Here is a 15,280-nt window from a genome sequence, read left to right as displayed (position 1 = left end):
CATGTCCGGCTACATGGATCGGTTCATTGCCGACGCCCGCCGGCGCGAAACCCTGGTGGTGCAGCCCCGGATGGGGTTCGGCAACATCGCTGCGATGCGCGCGGGCCTGCGCGACGTACATGACCTCGATATCCCGGTCGTCGGAACCATCACCGTCGACAGTTATACCCGCGTCGGCGACCATGTGAGCTCACTCGAGCGGCTGAGGGCGGGGGAGGAACTCAACGGATACCCCATCGTCTCCCACCCGATGGACAAAACCCGAGAAATGCTCGCCGGATTGTACGGGCCCGGGTTTCCCATTCAAGTCCGGCACGGCACTGCCCTGCCGTTGCGGGTGATCGAGAGCTTGGTGCTCGCCGGCCTGGACACGACGGAAGGCGGGCCGGTCTCCTACTGCTTGCCGTACAGCCGTCTCCCGCTTGAGCAAGCGGTATCGGCGTGGGCCGAGAGTTGCCGCTACCTCGTCGGCGAGGTGGAGCACGGGCATATCGAGAGCTTCGGAGGGTGCCTGCTGGGGCAGTTGTGCCCGCCGTCGCTGCTGATCGCCATGACGGTGCTCGAAGGACTGTTCTTCGCACAGCACGGCGTGCGGTCCATGTCGCTGAGCTACGCCCAGGGGACGCACGACGATCAGGACAGAGCGGCTGTGCGCGTACTGCGGGCATTGGCGCAGGAATATCTTCCCTCGGTCACGTGGCATGTCGTCCTCTACACCTACATGGGGCTGTTTCCGAGTACTCCTGATGGTGCCACGGAGCTGATTCGCAGCAGCGCGCGGCTAGCCCGTGATACGCACTGTGAACGCCTCATCGTGAAAACGGTGTCCGAGGCGTGGCAAATACCGAGCGTGTCCGAAAACCTGGACGCACTGCGGGTGGCATCCGCTGCCGCCGGTGGGCCGCCGGCAGCTGCCGGCCCGCAGGAAAAGGAATACTTCGATGAAATAATGGAAGAAGCCCGATGCCTGATTGAGGAAGTCCTCAATCTGGACCCCGATGTTGGCGCGGCACTCACCCGTGCCTTCGCGTTGGGATTGCTCGACATTCCCTTTTGTCTGCACGCCGATAACCAGAACAGAACAACGTGTGTGCTGGACGATCAGGGTGCTCTCAAGTGGGGCGACATTGGGAATCTACCATTCCGGGGATCGGTGCGGCAGAATGCGATGGGGCGGCTCCAGTCGAGCGAGCTCTACCGTATGTTGAATCATGTCGCCCATCGCTATGACCACGGTCAGCCAAACAGAGAGAAGGGCGATGATGGAAAGTTCTGACCGCTTCAGGGAACTCTTCGGTTCCTTTCCCACCCCGGTCGCAATCGTGACTGCGATGGGCGCGGACAGCACCCCGTACGGTTTCACCAGCAATGCGGTGTGCGCGGTGTCGGCAGCGAGGCCATCGCTACTGATTTCGGTGGGTGCGGGCTCGCGGACGCTGCCGGCGATCGTCGCCTCGCAGGCGTTCGCGGTGAACTTCCTTTCGGTGGAAGGCCAGGCGGCATCGGAGCTGTTCGCGAGCAAGGCGGCCGACAAGTTCGCGCACGTGGATTGGGAGCCCTCCGCCCTCGCGGCAGGGGCACCGCTCTTGACGGATATCGCCCTGAGCTACGCCGAGTGCCGGATCGTCAGCACCACCCGTGCTGACGACCATTGGCTCTTCACCGCCCGGGTGGAAGGCACCGCTGTCTTTCCCCGCGTCCCGCTGTTGTATCGCCGCGGCGAATACAGCGCCTGGTCATCTCACCATGACGCGTCGCTGCCCGTATTGGAGGGAGCCCTGTGAAGAAGCTCATGCTGATCGGGGTCGGCCAGATGGGCCGGCCGTACGTCGCCGCTGCAGGTCGACTCGGGGTGAGCGTCCATGCTGTCGAGGCGGCCTCCCGTGCCGATCAGGTGACGGGTACGGCGAGTGTGGCGCAGGCCCGGGGCGAGCTCGACGAGCACTGGATGGAGGGCGCCTGCCTCGCCCTTGAAAACGGCCCGTTCGACGGCGTCATCGCCTTCAACGAGCCCCAGGTCATCGTCGCAGCCATGATCCAGGATCGGTTCGGTCTTCCTGGGCCGTCCTTGCACGCCGCGACGGCTTCTCGGAACAAGGCGCTGCAAAGAGCGCTGTTCACCGCGGCCGGGATCGCTCAGCCGGCGTACACCGTCACCGACTCCCTCGCCGAGGAGATGGCCTGGGCCGCCGAGCGCTGGCCGGTGATCGTCAAGCCGCTGTCCTCCGCCGGCAGCGACGGTGTGGAACTGGTGACCGATGCCGAGAGCTTCCGTGCCGTGGCGCAGGCCCGCGCCGGTGAGCGGGTCATCGTGGAGGAGGCAATCGACGGCCCGGAGTACAGCTGGGAGGCACTGGTCCGCGACGGCGAGGTGTGGTTCGCCAACATCACCGCCAAGGAAACCACCGGGCCGCCCCAGTTTGTCGAGGTGGGTCATCGCACGGGCGTACACCTGCCGGAACCGAGTGCCAGGCAGGTAGCCGATACCGGCGCCCGGGTGCTGCGCGCGCTGGGGATGCGGACCGGCTTGGTGCACATGGAGTTTCGCCTCTCCGCCGCTGGGCCGGTTCCCATCGAGGTTGCGGTCCGAACTCCAGGCGACTATCTGATGGATCTCCTTGGTGCCACGTACGGCATCGACTGGTACGAGATGGTGGTCCGGATGGCGGTGGGGATGCCGCTGCCCCAACCGCCAGTCGGCCCGTTCCGGCATGCCGCCAGCATATTCACCATCTCGGAACCGGGTGTGGTGCAGGACATCCGCGGTCTGGACGCAGTGCGGAGTCACCCGTTGGTGCTCCAGGCGGGCGTGGAGGTCGAGCCCGGGGACACGGTCCTGGCGGTGCGGAGTTCGGGTCATCGGACGGGCGAGATCGTGCTGGCCGCTCCGTCTGCCCCCGAGCTCGAGAGTGCCATCACGTTCGTCCAGCAGACACTGGTCGTCACCACCATTTCGCCGCATTCCACGTAGACCAACACCGCTGTACAGCTGGAAGGCTTCCCCATGCAGTGCGCGGTGAAAGCGGCGTGGTCGGCGCTGCGGCCACCTGCGCCGGCTCGTCTCGCGTTCACAGCCCGGCAGACGACCTCGCCGACGTTGCCCTCCACAGCGATCGAGTCTCACGGCGCCGCCATGACAGCCATACCCGGAGCCTCCGGGTCCCGCTGATCTTACGAGTGACCAGTTCGAACCCAAGACAAGAAAGTAGGGCAGTCATGGCCACTCAAGGCCTCCGAGTCGGCGTAGTGGGCGCGACCGGGCAAGTCGGAGTAGTGATCCGCAGCATCCTTCGGCAGCGTGATTTCCCGATCGGACAGCTGCGCTTCTTCGCCTCTGCGAAATCGGCGGGTCTACGGCTTCCATGGGGCGACGACAGCATCGTGGTGGAACACGCCGAAACGGCAGACCCATCCGGCCTGGACATCGTCATCTTCTCCGCCGGAGGAGCAACAGCACTGCAACTGGCACCCCGGTTCGCGGCGGCCGGAGCCGTCGTCATCGACAACTCCTCGGCGTTTCGGAGGGATCCCGATGTGCCACTGGTGGTCAGTGAGGTCAACCCGGAAGCCGTGTCCGAGGCGCGACGCGGCATCATAGCCAATCCCAACTGCACGACGATGGCCGCGATGCCAGTGATCAAGCCGTTGCATGACGAGGCTGGTCTGGTGCGGCTCACTGTGAGCACCTACCAAGCGGTGTCCGGCGGTGGGGTCGCTGGAGTGGAAGAGCTCAGGTCTCAGGTGAGTGGAGTGATCGACCGAGCAGCCGGCTTGGCGATCGACGGGGCGGCGGTGGACTTCCCGCCTCCGGTGAAATTCGCCAGAACCATCGCCTTCAACACGGTGCCGATGGCCGGTTCGATTGTGACCGACGGATCCGCCGAGACTGACGAGGAGCAGAAGCTGCGCAACGAGAGCAGGAAGATTCTCGGCCTGCCCTCGCTGCGTGTCGCCGGGACCTGTGTCCGGGTCCCGGTCTTTACCGGCCATTCCCTCGCGGTGCATGCGGAGTTTGCCCGTCCTCTCTCCGCCGCACGCGCATCCGAGTTGCTTGAGCACGCCCCTGGTGTCCAGCTGTCCGACATTCCGACCCCGCTCCAAGCGTGCGGCCAGGACGCTAGTTTCGTGGGCAGGATTCGCCAGGATCAGAGCGTCGAGGAGGGGCGTGGCCTCATACTCTTCATCAGCAACGACAACCTGCGAAAGGGTGCGGCCCTCAACGCTGTCCAAGTCGCCGAGCTCGTCGCGGCGAACTTGATCAACGCGTAGTAGGGCGTAGAGCGCCACACCGCGAGCCGCAGGTGCAGAAACGATTGCACCTGCGGCTTTGGTGTATTGCGGGGTGCAGGGAATGCTGTGGCTCCGGGAGTTCCGGGCTAGAAGTTCTCCGTTTCGTCCGCGAGGTGGCGCAGTACGTCCGTCAGGTCCTGGCGGCGGGCGAACGCGGCGCGTTGCCGATGGGCGCCCGAGCCGTCGCGGAGCAGGCCCGCCAGGGTCTTCGCCGCGTGGTCGAGGTCGCCGGAGGCGGCCAGCGCCGGGGCGACCAGGTCCAGCAGGGCCTCCGCGAGGTCCGCCGCCGGGAGTTCGGCGCCCGTGTACGGGTCGAGGCCGAAGCCCTCCAGGCCGTCGTGGGCCGCCCGCCAGCGCGCCAGGCGCAGTACGTCGTCCCGCACGGGTGGATCGGGACGCTGCTCGGCGATCTCCTGCAGGGCCGTGGACACCAGCGCCCGGACCAGCTCGGCCTGGAGGATGGCCGTGTCCAGGTACGGGGACATGTCGGGCGCCCGGATCTCGAGGGTCGGCCAGTGCCCCGAGGGGCGCAGGTCCCAATAGACCATCTTCGTGTCCAGCGCCGCGCCCGAGCCGAGCAGCGTCTGCACCGAGCGCCGGAAGTCCGCCGTGGACGTGAAGTGCGGGGGCAGCCCCGCCGAGGGCCAGCCCGACCAGGCCATCGCCCGCCAACTGGCGTGGCCGGTGTCACGGCCGCCCCAGAACGGCGAATTGGCGGCCAGCGCGATCAGCGTCGGCAGCCATGGTCTGACCCGATTGGACACCGCGACGGCCGTGTCCACGTCGAGGGTGCCCACGTGGATGTGCCGGCCGCAGCTGACCAGGGTGTCGGTGAGCGCGCCGAAGCGGCGGTGCTGCTCGCGCTGGCGCGGCTCGTCGTCGGTCAGGTGCAGCGGCCCCTCCACGGCCACGACCGGCGACGGGGCGGCCAGCAGGCGGCAGCCGTGGGCCCGGGCGGCCCGGGCGAGGGTGCGCCGCAGTTCGGCGAGCTCTTCGCGCAGCGAGTCCGCCGAATGGGCGATCGGGGTGGAGATCTCCACCTGGTAGCGGGTGCCCTCGGGGTGCAGCTCGCCCGGCAGCCCGCCGGCCGTGCCGAGGACGAGCTGGGCGGCGGGGACCACCCGGAAGGTGCGGGCGTCGACGAGGAGGAACTCCTCCTCGACGCCCACGGTGAGGGGAACGGCGGGGCGCACCGTCTGCTGCCCGGTGCCGGTGCTCGTGGTGCCGGTGCTCGTGGTGCTGTTGCCAGGTTCGATCACTACGCCTCCCTGGACATACGAGTCTTTTCATCATGAGCTGAACACCAGGCGAGGAGCGCACGTCGATTCGGTCAAAAACCAGGTGATAGTGGCGAGTTAGCGGCAAAGACCGGTCCGGTGTGGGGCCGGGGTTCCGGGTGGGGTGACTGGTGCCGGTGCGTGCGGTGCGTGCACACGGAAAAAAACCCCGTGAGGTCGCCGAAGGCCGCCGGTTACCATCCGCTGTGCCCCCTATCGCCGCTCCCCCACGCCAACAGCGGCGCCTGTTCGCCGACCTCACCCCGCTGCGCACGTCCCCCGACTACCGGCGGCTGTGGATCGGCGGCACCATCTCCTGGCTCGGCCAGGCGATGACGGCCCTCGCGATCTCGCTCCAGGTCTACGACATCACCCGGTCCAGCTTCTCCGTCGGGCTCGTCGGACTGTTCTCGCTCGTCCCGCTCGTCGTCTTCGGGCTCTACGGCGGGGCCATCGCCGACACCGTCGACCGCCGCAAGCTCGGCCTCTACAGCTCGCTGGGCGCCGCCGCCCTGTCGGTCGCGCTCGCCGCCGCCGCGCTGCTCGACTACCACCGCGTGTGGTTCCTCTACGCCGTCGTCGCACTCCAGGCGGTGTGCGGGGCGCTGTCCGGGCCGGCCAGGTCCGCCATGATCCCGCGCCTGCTGCCGGCCGGGCAGCTGACCGCCGCCAACGCGCTGAACTCCGTGACCATGACCTCCGGGATGATGGCGGGCCCGATGCTGGGTGGGCTGATCGTCGGCTGGTGGGGGTACCAGGCGGCGTACCTGATCGACTCCGTCACCTTCCTCGCCGCCCTCTACGCGATGTGGCGGCTGCCGCCGATGAAGCCCGACCGGGCGGAGGGGGCGCGGGGGAGGGCCTCGGTCATCGACGGCCTGCGGTTCCTCGGGACCCGGCCCAACATCCGGATGACCTTCTTCACCGACCTGGCCGCGATGGTGCTGGCGCACCCGCGGGCGCTGTTCCCGGCCGTCGCGGTGCTCTGGTACGGGGGCGACGCCAAGACGGTCGGCCTGCTGGTGGCCGCGCCCGCCGTCGGGGCGCTGCTCGGCGGGCTGTTCTCCGGCTGGCAGGGCCGCATCCGCCGGCACGGGCTGGCGATCCTGTGCGCCGTCGGCGCGTGGGGGCTGGCCATCGTGGTCTTCGGGCTCACCCGGAACCTGTGGCTCGGGCTGTTCTTCCTCGCCCTGGCCGGCTGCGCGGACACCGTCTCCATGGTGTTCCGGACCACCATGCTCCAGGCCGCCACCCCGGACGACATGCGCGGCCGCCTCCAGGGCGTCTTCATCGTGGTCGTCGCGGGCGGCCCCCGGCTCGGGGACTTCCTCGCCGGGACCGCCGCGGACCTCGCCTCCCCGGCCGCGGCGATCACCGGCGGCGGCCTCGCCTGCGTACTGGTACTGGGCCTGCTCGCGCTGCGGTGGCGGGGCTTCGCCCGCTACGACGCCCGCTCCCCACAGGCCTGAGGCCGCCCCACGCGTCCACCGGCTCCCGGGTACGGGCGCCGCCCACGTCCCCGGTGTTGACCGTTCCGGCCGGTCCGAACATCACGATCGCCGCCTCCTCGTCGGCGGCCGGGCAGTGCTCCACCCCGCGCGGTGGTGAAGGGAAGGGGCGGGCCGGGCCCACCCGTACACGGTGAACCGCTGAGGCCACGGCCGACACCCCCTAGTCCCGGGGAGTGACGATTCCGCGGGCCACGCCCAGGGCCACCAGGTCCTGCGGACGGATGCGGAGTTGGTCCGCGGTGGCGGGGGCGTCCGACGGGGGGCGCTTGAGGATGGCCGCCGCCAGTTCCGGGGCGATGACCGAGAAGTAGCTGTCCGCGGTGACCCAGGTGTTGCCGGGCGCGGCCAGTGCGAGGGCGCCGCCCGAACCGCCCTCGCCGATCAGCAGGGTGGTGACGGGGACGGTGGCCGCGGCCAGTGCGGCGAAGGTGTCCGCGATGGCCGCGCCCGCGCCCGCGTGTTCGGCAGCGGCGTCGTTGGCCGCCCCCGGGGTGTCCACCAGGGTGAGCACGGGGACGCCGAGCCGGTCCGCGAGGCGGATCACGCGGGCGGCCGTACGGTATCCGGCCGGACGGGTGGCCGTGCCGCACTGGGCGGCGTACGCCACGGCCCGGCCCTCCCGCAGCCCGAATCCGCACAGCATTCCGGGGTCCGTGCCGCCCGCCCGGTCCCCGGAGAGGGGCAGCCGGAGGGTGAAGTACGCGTCCAGGTACGCCTCGGCACGCGGCCGGTCCGGACGGCGCGCCCCGACCACCGCGTCCCAGCCCGTGACGGGCAGCGGTACGTCCGCCAAAGCGGCCGGGGGCTCGACCGGGCCGTCGGAGCGGGGCGCGGCCAGCACGCGCAGCCAGTCGGCGAGGACCCCCGGGAGCCGTGCGGGGTCCACGACGGCATCCACGTGCCCCGACGCGTACTGGCCCTCGGCGCAGTACGCCGCCGGGTCCGCGTCCGCCGGCCGCACCCGGGAGCCGGCGAAGCCGACCTGGGCACCGGGCAGCGCCAGGACCACGTCGGCCCCGGCGCCGAGGGTGGCCCAGCCGCCGCCGGTGGTCGGATCGCGCAGCACGGCGATCTGGGGCAGGCCCGCGGCCCGGGTCAGGACGCACTGGCGGGCCACGCGCTGGAGCTGGGTCAGCGCGAGCATCCCCTCCTGCATGCGGGAGCCGCCGGTGGCGATCAGGGAGACGAGCGGGAGGCCGTGCTCGCGGGCGTGGGTGTACGCGGCTTCGAGCCGGTCCCCGGTGCGCTCGCCCAGCGAACCGCCGAGGAAGCCGAACTCGAAGGAGACCAGGGCGGCTTCGCAGCCGCCGATGCGGGCGGTGCCGGTGACGACGGACTCCCGCTCGCCGGTGCGCGCTTCGGCGCGGGCCCGGGAGTCGTCGTAGCCGGTCCAGGCCAGGGGCCCGTCGGCCGGCGATGTCCTTGCGGGCGGGGGGAGTTCGGTGAAGCTGCCGGGGTCGGTCACGGAGGCGATGGCCGCGCGGGCCGAGAGGCGGGTCGTCACGGGGCCACCCTAGGCGCTGTTCACGGGAGCGGAAGGGCGATCTTGACGGCGTACGCGGCGACCAGCCCGTAGCCGAGACGGAAGGTCCAGGCCCGGGCGGTCGCGGAGATCCGGCTTCCCGCGAGTGCGCCGAGCGCGACGAGGGTCTGCTGCCACAGGAGGGAGGCGGCGCCGGCACCGGCGAGGAAGGCGGCTCCGGCCGCGCCGGTGCGGAGGGCTGCGCCCTGCGCGGTGGTCAGGGCGGCGAAGTAGAGGGCGGTGGTGGGGTTGACCGCGGTCAGACCGGCGTACCGCGCGAAGGCCCTGGCCGGCCGGGGGTGCGGTGCGTCGGCCGCCGGGTGGCCGGCCCCGGTTGCGGTTCCGGTCCCGGTCCAGGTCCCGGTCCCGGATCCGGATCCGGCTTCGGTTCCGGTTCCGGTTCCCGACCCCCCGGCGGGGGCCTGGCCCCGCGCCCTGGTCAGGCCGTGGGCGGCGATGGCCAGCAGGATCAGCGCCGAGGCCAGCCGGACCCAGGCCTCGACCGGGGAGACGTGCGAGGCCACCCAGGGGCCCAGGGCGGTGGCGAGGGCCGCGTAGCCGAGGTCGACCATCGCGACGGCCGCGGCGGCCGCCACCGCCGTGCGGCGGTGGCGCATCGCCTCCTGGAGCAGCAGCACGCTCATCGCACCCATCGGCATCGCCACGCCCAGGCCCGCGGCCGTACCCGCAAGAGCCGGTGTCATCAGTTCGCTCATGAGGGGAGGGTCCGGCCCGCGGGCCGCCGGACGGGCACGCATATCGGCCCCGGCTGCGACAATCGCGGTATGGACCGCCTCGACAGGGAAATCCTCGGCATCCTGCAGCAGGATGCGCGGATCTCGTACCGCGACCTCGGCGTCCGCGTCGGCCTCAGCGCCAACGCCACCGCCGACCGGGTGCGCCGGATGCGCCGGGACGGGGTGATCCGCGCCTTCACGGTCGTGGTGGATCCGGCCGCCGACACCTCCGGCGGGCTCGTGGTGTTCATCGACGTCACTCTGCGCCAGGACACCACCAACGAGGAGTTCGAACGGCAGGCCTCCACGCTCCCCGGGATCACCGAGGTGGTCCACGTGACGGGCGAGCACGACTACCTCGTACGCGCCCGGGCCGCCGACCCCGCAGCCCTGGACACCCTGCTGCGCCGGCTCAAGCGCGAAGCCGGGGTCGCCCAGTCCAGCACCCGCCTCGCCCTCCGCGCCGCCACCGGGCCGCCCCGCGCGCACCCCCTCCCCGGCCCCCCGTAGCGCGGCGCGGCCGGCCCGGCCCGGAGGGCTACAGCGCCGACTCCCACGTCATGGTCGTGCCCCGCGTCCCCGACTCCGCACGGCCGTCGTCCGCCACCGTCAGGCGGACCCCGGTGGGCGTCGCGTCCACCTCCACCTCCACGGAGGTGACCTCCGAGCGGCGGTGGGCCGCCGCCAAGGCGCTCCGCAGGGCGGACAGCAGGTCGCCCGCCACCGGCTCCGGCAGCAGCGCGTCCACCGCTCCCGCGAACTTCACCGACGGCGGGAAGCCGAACAGCGCCGCCGCGCCGCCCGTCTCGCGCAGGACCCGGCCCCGGAACGTCGCCGGGGCGTCGGCCGGCGGCTGCTGCAGCGCGAAGATGGCCGTCCGGACCTCCTGGATGGTGGAGTCCAGCTCGTCGACGGCGCGGCTCAGCTCGTCACCCACCAGGTCCCCGGAAGGGGCGTTCGAGGAGCGCCGCCGGGTGCTCTCCAGCATCATCTCCGTCGCGAACAGCCGCTGGACGACCAGGTCGTGCAGGTCCCGGGCGATCCGGTCGCGGTCCTCGTACACGGCGAGCTGCTCGCGGTCGTGCTGTGCGTCCGCCAGGACCAGGGCCAGCGCCGCCTGGGAGGCGAACTGCGAGGCCAGCAGCCGGTCCACGGCGTCGTACGGGCGGCCGCCCCGCTCACGCGGCAGGGCGAGGGTGCCGATCAGCCGGCCGCTGCTCTGGAGCGGGAGCATCATGCTGGGCCCGAACCGCTCCCGGACGTGCGTGGTCATCCGGGGGTCCGTGGCCGAGTCCTCTATGAAGACCGGCTCGCCGCCCAGCAGTTGCTCGAGCACGGGTGAACCAGGGGCGATCACCGTCCCCACCAGGTCCCCGGGATCCCCGTGCGTGGAGGCCGCGACGATCTCCATGCCGCCCTCGGGGGTCGGCTGGAGCACCACTCCGGCCGCCGCGTCGGCCAGCAGCCGGGCGCGTTCGGCCACGCACATCAGCGCGTCCGCCGCCGGGCGCCCGGTCAGCAGGGCCGTGGTCACGGCGGCGGCGCCTTCGATCCAGCGCTCGCGGCGGCGCGCGGTCTCGTAGAGCCGGGAGTTGCCGATCGCTATGCCCGCCTGCGAGGCCAGGACGCGCAGCAGGGAGAGATCGGTGTCGGTGAAGGGGCCGCCGCCGCGCTTCTCGGTGAGGCAGAGGTTGCCGAAGACCTCCGTGTGCACGCGGATCGGCACGACGAGAGACGTGCGCGGGCCCTGGTCCTGGGCGGAGTCGTCGGGCAGCAGCGGTCGCGGGTCGCCGGCCGGGTCGCCGAGGAGGCCGCAGGGCCCGTCCGGCCGGCGGGGCATCGCGGCCCGCTCCGCTTCGGTCATCCCGGTGGTGAACAGCTCGGTCAGCCGGGAGCGCTCGGGGTCCACGACCCCGAGCGCTCCGTGGCGTGCCTCGCAGAGCTCGGCCGCGGATTCCACGATGTGCTGGAGGGTCGAGTGGAGCTCCAGCTCGGAGCCGACGCCGAGCACCGCCTCCAGCAGTACGGGGAGGCTGGCCCGCTGCGGCTCGGGACGGGTCATTCGGCCAGTGGGTTGAGGACCATCGGGGCGATCTTCCCTTCCAGCATCGCGCCGAGACCGAGCACGGCGCACACGTCCGGCCGTTCGGCGATGGCGACCGGCATCCCGGTGGCGTCGCGGAGCATCTGGTCCAGGCCGGGCAGCAGGGCGCTGCCGCCCACCATCATGATCCCCTTGTCCGTCAGATCGGCGACCAGGTCCGGCGGGCAGTCCCGCAGCACCTTGCCGATGCCGTCGAGGACGGCGGTCAGCGGGGTGTGGATGGCGTCCCGCACCGCCGCCGTGTCCACCTGGACGGAACGGGCCAGTCCGGTGGCCACGTCGCGGCCGTGGATGAGGGTGGAGGCCGGTCCCTCGGCGGTGATGCCGTTGCCGTGCAGGGCCAGCTGGAGCGGCCGCACGGCCTGGCTGGGCAGCATCAGTTCGTGCGCGTGGCGCAGGTGCTGGACCACCGCGTGGTCGATGGCCTCACCGCCGACGGGGATCCGCTCGGCGGTGACGATCGAGCCGAGGGACAGGACGGCCACCTGGGTCGCCGCGGCCCCGCACACCATGATCATCGTCGCGGTCGGCTGCTCCACGGGCAGTCCGCAGCCGACGGCAGCCGCGATCAGGGTGTCGACCAGTTCGACGCGGCGCGCGCCGAGTCCGACGAGGGTCTCCACGGCTGCCCGCTGGGCCAGCGGATCGGCGTCGTGCGGGGTGCAGGCGGCGGCCCGCAGCCGCGGCTTGCGGCGCAGGGCGCGCCGCAGCTTCTCGCCGAGCAGGTGGCGCAGCATCCGCTGGGCCATCTCGATGTCGACGACGGTGCCGCCGGAGACGGGGCGCACGACCCGGATGTAGTCGGGCGTCCGGCCGGTCATCCGCTCGGCGAACGTTCCGACGGCGATGAGTGCCCCGGTCCGGGTGTTCACCGCGGCGACGCTGGGCTCGTCGACGACGAGGCCGGCGCCCTTGACGTACACGCGGGTACGGGCCGCCCCCAGATCGACGGCGACGTGGCAGCGGCGCAACTGCTCAAGACTGACGGTCACGGCAGATCCTCCCGAGAGCACTGACGCAAGAGGACCGGCGGGATGCCGGTCGCTTTGCATATCATCTCGGGCTTTTCGGACTTACCGCCTGTTGAGCTGCTCCGGCCGGGGGGGCCGCGGTGCCGTTTCGCGCCTGCATGGGGGTGGATTTCTGTACCGACAGGCAGCAGCATGCGCGCACCGCACGCGCTACTCACCCGTAACAAGGTAAAGGGGACCCGATGCTGACGGCCCGCCAGAGATTCCTGGCCCTCTTGACGCTCTGCCTGGCGCTGTTGGCGCCCCTCTCCGCCCATGCCGCCGACCGGGGGACGGTGTCTGCCTCTGACCAGGCGTCATCGCGCAATCCCGTGGTCTTCGTGCACGGCTACAACGCCGATCCGGGGGTCTGGGGAAGCCTGCGCGAGGACCTGCGGGCCGCCGGGTACGCCGACTCGGACCTCTTCTCCTGGGGCTACGACACCCACCTGTCGGTCAACGAGGTCCTCGCCGGACGGTTCGGCGCGTACGTCGACGAGGTCCGCCGGCAGACCGGCGCCGCCAAGGTCGACGTCGTCGCGCACTCCTTCGGCTCGCTGGTGAGCCGCTGGTACGTGAAGTTCGGCGGCGGCGCGGCCACCGTGGACCACTGGGCCTCCCTGGCCGGACCCAACCGCGGCACCTCCACCGCCTGGGCCTGCGCCCTGTGGGACCAGGCGTGCAGGGACATGACCCCCGGCTCGTACGTGGTCAAGAACCTGAACGGCGGCGATGAGACCCCGGGCGCGGTCCGGTACGCCACCTTCTGGTCGAACTGCGACGAGGTCGTCAACCCGGACGACAGCGTCCCGCTGACCGGAGCCGCCAACACGCCGGTCGGCTGCCTCAAGCACAACGACCTGCTCGGCGACGACGCCACCTCGGCGGGCGTCCGGGCCTTCCTCGCCTCCTAGCGGGGTGGCCGGAAGGTTCACCGGGTCGGGGCGTCGGCCACGGCGACCCGCTGGAGCAGCCCGTACGTGAACTCCGCCACGCAGGGCCTGCCCCGGTCGGTGAACGCGAGGCGCCAGCGGGTCGGCGCGGTGCCCTCCATCGGCCGCACCGGAGCGAAGGCCCGCGCCACCTCGTCCACCGTCGCCGACCAGGGCCGCAGATCGTCCGCCGACTCCAGTACGGGTCCCTCCGCGCCGGGGGCCCGTACCAGCCACTCGTTCCACACGGCCCCGTCCGGCGCGGCCAGCACCTCGAAGCGCAGGTCCGGCCAGAGCGGCAGCGGCCACAGCAGCGCCTCGCACTCCAGGTCCCCGATCCGGCGGGGGCCGGCGGACTCCGGCGGGCCGAGCACCGAGCGGTAGCGGGCCAGGGCCCCGCGTGCGCGGGGTGAGCGGACCATCGCCTGCCAGCGCTTGTTGGCCTCCCGCTGCTCGGCGAGCGAGGCGCCGAGCCGCCGCCGGGCCTCGTCGGCGAGGTCCGGCTGGAAGTCCGCCATCCGGCGCAGCAGCACCAGTTGGAAGGCGGCCGGCCCGAAGGGTCCCCGGGATGCCGGAGGGCGGTTCGACGTCACGGAGTCAACAATTCCACACAGGATCCTTACGTTCCCGGGATCCGGATGTTGCCGGGGACCACGTAGCCTGCGGGCGCTATGAACTACTGCCCCGCTTGTCGGAGGCACCTCAACGGCGCACTGGCGTGCGCCGGGTGCGGAACCCCGGCCGAATACCTGATGCCCGCGCCGCCCGCCGCGCCCGTGGCACCGCCTGCCATGGTGGCCGAACCCGCGCCGCAGTCCACCCTGGCCGATGTGTACGCGGACTCGCTCGTCGTGCTGTCCGCGCCGAACGAGCGGCGGGCCGGGGCGCGCCGCCGCGCCACCCACCGCAGGCGCCGCCGGACCGTGGTGACCACGGGGCTCGGGCTGCTGCTCGCGACCGCGGGCACGCTGGCGGTGGCGAACATGGCCACCGACGGGCAGCGCACCGACCGGGCCGCCACGGTGGTGCTGACCGACGACGGCCCGCAACAGCCGGCGCCACTGCCGAACGCCTCGACTCCGCGCGCCCCGGCGCCGGCCGGGACGGGCAAGGCCCCCGGGGCCGCGAAGGCCACCGGGACCGCTTCGAAGACGGGCGGGCCCGCGGTGGCCTCCGCGGACGCCACGCAGCCGGGGCCCTCGGCGTCCGCCCCCGCGCCGGCGACATCGGGACCGGCCTCCGGTACTCCCGGTCCGGGGGGTTCCGTACAGCCGACTTCGTCGGGACAGCCCTCACCGACCGCTTCCGGGAGCGCGCAGCCTCCGCCTCCGGCTCCGCCGAAGCCCTCGCCGACCAAGGACTGCGGCTTCCTCGGCGTGCTGTGCTGGGGTGACTAGCCGCCGAGCATCCGCCTGAGCAGGTCCCGCAGGGCCGTCCGCTCCTCCGCCGAGAGGCCGGCCAGCGGTTCGCGCGCGAAGTCCAGCGACTCGCGCAGCCGGTCCGCGGTCTGCATGCCCTCCTCGGTGGGGGCGGCGAGCTTGACCCGCCGGTCGGCGGGGTCCGGGCGGCGTTCGACCAGGCCGCGGGTCTCCAGCCGGTCCACGATGCCGGTCACGTTCGAGGGCTCGCACCTGAGCTTCTGTGCGATCCGGCGCATCGGCAGCGGCTCGAGCGCCAGCAGGTTGAGGACCCGGGCCTGGGCGCCGGTGAGCTGGTGGCTGGCGGCCGCGTGCTCGTACTCCATGTGATAGCGGGCCACGACGTCGCCGATGAGTTCGACGACCTCGACGGTCACTGGGTCTACGCGACGACTGGGCATGGAACCAGGGTACCCATTTACTTGACAACATGAAATATCCAGGCGCATGGTTGTTTCACCTAGTGAAGCATTTTCGTT

At 71.6% G+C, this 15,280-nt stretch carries 15 protein-coding genes; 8 read left to right on the top strand and 7 right to left on the bottom strand.

Annotation, left to right across the window (positions count from 1 at the left end; translation table 11 throughout):
• Window position 1 precedes the first annotated feature (1 nt).
• The 4 genes from ACZ6I1_RS16810 (at window position 2) to ACZ6I1_RS16795 (ending at window position 4,269) form a co-directional block, all read left to right on the top strand.
• On the top strand, window positions 2-1,276 hold the full coding sequence (locus tag ACZ6I1_RS16810; protein WP_469287786.1) for a methylaspartate mutase: 1,275 nt from the start codon (window positions 2-4) through the stop codon (window positions 1,274-1,276).
• Window positions 1,227-1,784 carry a flavin reductase family protein gene (locus tag ACZ6I1_RS16805; protein ID WP_469287784.1) on the top strand — a complete coding sequence of 186 codons (558 nt, stop codon included), beginning with the start codon at window positions 1,227-1,229 and terminating at the stop codon, window positions 1,782-1,784. The genes ACZ6I1_RS16810 and ACZ6I1_RS16805 overlap by 50 nt, the downstream gene beginning before the upstream one ends.
• The gene (locus ACZ6I1_RS16800) at window positions 1,781-2,971 is read left to right on the top strand and encodes an ATP-grasp domain-containing protein (protein WP_469287782.1); all 1,191 of its coding nucleotides are present in this window, start codon (window positions 1,781-1,783) and stop codon (window positions 2,969-2,971) included. Before ACZ6I1_RS16805 ends, ACZ6I1_RS16800 begins: the two co-directional genes overlap by 4 nt.
• Window positions 2,972-3,216: 245 nt before the next feature.
• Complete coding sequence (locus ACZ6I1_RS16795) at window positions 3,217-4,269, top strand: aspartate-semialdehyde dehydrogenase (protein WP_469287780.1); 1,053 nt, start codon at window positions 3,217-3,219, stop codon at window positions 4,267-4,269.
• Between the two features lie 107 nt (window positions 4,270-4,376).
• Here the strand turns inward: ACZ6I1_RS16795 and ACZ6I1_RS16790 are convergent, their stop codons facing one another.
• A complete protein-coding gene (locus ACZ6I1_RS16790) occupies window positions 4,377-5,549 on the bottom strand; it encodes a carboxylate-amine ligase (RefSeq protein ID WP_469287778.1) in 1,173 nt (390 codons plus the stop codon).
• A gap of 233 nt (window positions 5,550-5,782) precedes the next feature.
• On the opposite strand from ACZ6I1_RS16790, the gene ACZ6I1_RS16785 reads away from it, so the two are divergent.
• Window positions 5,783-7,036 carry an MFS transporter gene (locus tag ACZ6I1_RS16785; RefSeq protein WP_469287978.1) on the top strand — a complete coding sequence of 418 codons (1,254 nt, stop codon included), beginning with the start codon at window positions 5,783-5,785 and terminating at the stop codon, window positions 7,034-7,036.
• 202 nt (window positions 7,037-7,238) lie between these two features.
• Here ACZ6I1_RS16785 and ACZ6I1_RS16780 read toward each other — a convergent pair whose 3' ends face one another.
• Both ACZ6I1_RS16780 and ACZ6I1_RS16775 read right to left on the bottom strand, forming a co-directional pair.
• On the bottom strand, window positions 7,239-8,582 hold the full coding sequence (locus tag ACZ6I1_RS16780; protein WP_469287776.1) for a carboxyl transferase domain-containing protein: 1,344 nt from the start codon (window positions 8,580-8,582) through the stop codon (window positions 7,239-7,241).
• Window positions 8,583-8,602: 20 nt separating this feature from the next.
• Window positions 8,603-9,316 carry a hypothetical protein gene (locus tag ACZ6I1_RS16775; RefSeq protein ID WP_469287774.1) on the bottom strand — a complete coding sequence of 238 codons (714 nt, stop codon included), beginning with the start codon at window positions 9,314-9,316 and terminating at the stop codon, window positions 8,603-8,605.
• Between the two features lie 69 nt (window positions 9,317-9,385).
• Here ACZ6I1_RS16775 and ACZ6I1_RS16770 point away from each other — a divergent pair, with 69 nt between their 5' ends.
• Complete coding sequence (locus ACZ6I1_RS16770) at window positions 9,386-9,847, top strand: Lrp/AsnC family transcriptional regulator (protein WP_469287772.1); 462 nt, start codon at window positions 9,386-9,388, stop codon at window positions 9,845-9,847.
• A gap of 28 nt (window positions 9,848-9,875) precedes the next feature.
• Here ACZ6I1_RS16770 and ACZ6I1_RS16765 read toward each other — a convergent pair whose 3' ends face one another.
• Complete coding sequence (locus tag ACZ6I1_RS16765) at window positions 9,876-11,399, bottom strand: sensor histidine kinase (RefSeq protein ID WP_469287770.1); 1,524 nt, start codon at window positions 11,397-11,399, stop codon at window positions 9,876-9,878.
• Window positions 11,396-12,433 carry a rod shape-determining protein gene (locus ACZ6I1_RS16760; protein ID WP_446587160.1) on the bottom strand — a complete coding sequence of 346 codons (1,038 nt, stop codon included), beginning with the start codon at window positions 12,431-12,433 and terminating at the stop codon, window positions 11,396-11,398. The genes ACZ6I1_RS16765 and ACZ6I1_RS16760 overlap by 4 nt, the downstream gene beginning before the upstream one ends.
• 221 nt (window positions 12,434-12,654) lie before the next feature.
• Between ACZ6I1_RS16760 and ACZ6I1_RS16755 the strand changes: the two genes are divergently transcribed.
• Window positions 12,655-13,365, top strand: coding sequence for an esterase/lipase family protein (locus tag ACZ6I1_RS16755; protein ID WP_469287768.1), 711 nt, complete (start codon window positions 12,655-12,657; stop codon window positions 13,363-13,365).
• Window positions 13,366-13,382: 17 nt separating this feature from the next.
• On the opposite strand, the gene ACZ6I1_RS16750 is transcribed toward ACZ6I1_RS16755, so the two are convergent.
• Window positions 13,383-13,901, bottom strand: a complete 519-nt coding sequence (locus tag ACZ6I1_RS16750; RefSeq protein WP_469287976.1) for a hypothetical protein — start codon at window positions 13,899-13,901, stop codon at window positions 13,383-13,385.
• 153 nt (window positions 13,902-14,054) lie between these two features.
• Here ACZ6I1_RS16750 and ACZ6I1_RS16745 point away from each other — a divergent pair, with 153 nt between their 5' ends.
• A complete protein-coding gene (locus ACZ6I1_RS16745; RefSeq protein WP_469287766.1) occupies window positions 14,055-14,780 on the top strand; it encodes an SCO2400 family protein in 726 nt (241 codons plus the stop codon).
• On the opposite strand, the gene ACZ6I1_RS16740 is transcribed toward ACZ6I1_RS16745, so the two are convergent.
• Window positions 14,777-15,202, bottom strand: coding sequence for a MarR family winged helix-turn-helix transcriptional regulator (locus tag ACZ6I1_RS16740; RefSeq protein ID WP_469287764.1), 426 nt, complete (start codon window positions 15,200-15,202; stop codon window positions 14,777-14,779). The genes ACZ6I1_RS16745 and ACZ6I1_RS16740 overlap by 4 nt on opposite strands.
• Window positions 15,203-15,280 lie beyond the last annotated feature (78 nt).

The organism is Streptomyces sp. NPDC046303 (assembly GCF_055588085.1).
The sequence above is the reverse complement of the archived record's forward strand: the minus strand, read 5'-3'. Positions and strand labels throughout refer to the sequence as shown.

Coding starts and splice junctions, on each gene's coding strand:
- ACZ6I1_RS16810 (WP_469287786.1), top strand. CDS start 2: ATGTCCGGCTACATGGATCGGTTCATTGCCGACGCCCGCCGGCGCGAA.
- ACZ6I1_RS16805 (WP_469287784.1), top strand. CDS start 1,227: ATGACCACGGTCAGCCAAACAGAGAGAAGGGCGATGATGGAAAGTTCT.
- ACZ6I1_RS16795 (WP_469287780.1), top strand. CDS start 3,217: ATGGCCACTCAAGGCCTCCGAGTCGGCGTAGTGGGCGCGACCGGGCAA.
- ACZ6I1_RS16775 (WP_469287774.1), bottom strand. CDS start 9,316: ATGAGCGAACTGATGACACCGGCTCTTGCGGGTACGGCCGCGGGCCTG.
- ACZ6I1_RS16770 (WP_469287772.1), top strand. CDS start 9,386: ATGGACCGCCTCGACAGGGAAATCCTCGGCATCCTGCAGCAGGATGCG.
- ACZ6I1_RS16765 (WP_469287770.1), bottom strand. CDS start 11,399: ATGACCCGTCCCGAGCCGCAGCGGGCCAGCCTCCCCGTACTGCTGGAG.
- ACZ6I1_RS16755 (WP_469287768.1), top strand. CDS start 12,655: ATGCTGACGGCCCGCCAGAGATTCCTGGCCCTCTTGACGCTCTGCCTG.
- ACZ6I1_RS16750 (WP_469287976.1), bottom strand. CDS start 13,901: ATGGCGGACTTCCAGCCGGACCTCGCCGACGAGGCCCGGCGGCGGCTC.
- ACZ6I1_RS16745 (WP_469287766.1), top strand. CDS start 14,055: ATGAACTACTGCCCCGCTTGTCGGAGGCACCTCAACGGCGCACTGGCG.
- ACZ6I1_RS16740 (WP_469287764.1), bottom strand. CDS start 15,202: ATGCCCAGTCGTCGCGTAGACCCAGTGACCGTCGAGGTCGTCGAACTC.